The following is a 262-nucleotide window of genomic DNA, read 5'->3' on the forward strand; positions in this document are numbered from 1 at the left end:
GGCTTCCATAATAATCACTACATCACCTTCATTCACAACTTGCCCTGCTTTTACCTTTATCTTAAGAATATTACCGGCTAAAGGGGCGTTAAGTGTTTCGCCTGATGCAACCGAAGCAGACTGAGGAATATGTTCTGAGTCTTTTAATGTAACTTCTTTAAGCTCGCCGCCTTGAGCTACAACAACGTCGTAAACTTTACCGTCTACTTTTACGCTGTATTGCTCAGCTTTAACGCTGTTGTTATTTGAAGCTGATTTAGAG

General features: G+C 40.8%; 1 pseudogene. It reads right to left on the reverse strand.

Features of this window, described 5'->3' with window-relative positions:
• Window positions 1–262, reverse strand: a pseudogene (locus AAEY62_RS23085) (biotin/lipoyl-binding protein); the annotation flags it as partial.

The organism is Pseudoalteromonas sp. GW168-MNA-CIBAN-0100 (genome assembly GCF_040309225.1).
Lineage (GTDB): Bacteria > Pseudomonadota > Gammaproteobacteria > Enterobacterales > Alteromonadaceae > Pseudoalteromonas > Pseudoalteromonas arctica.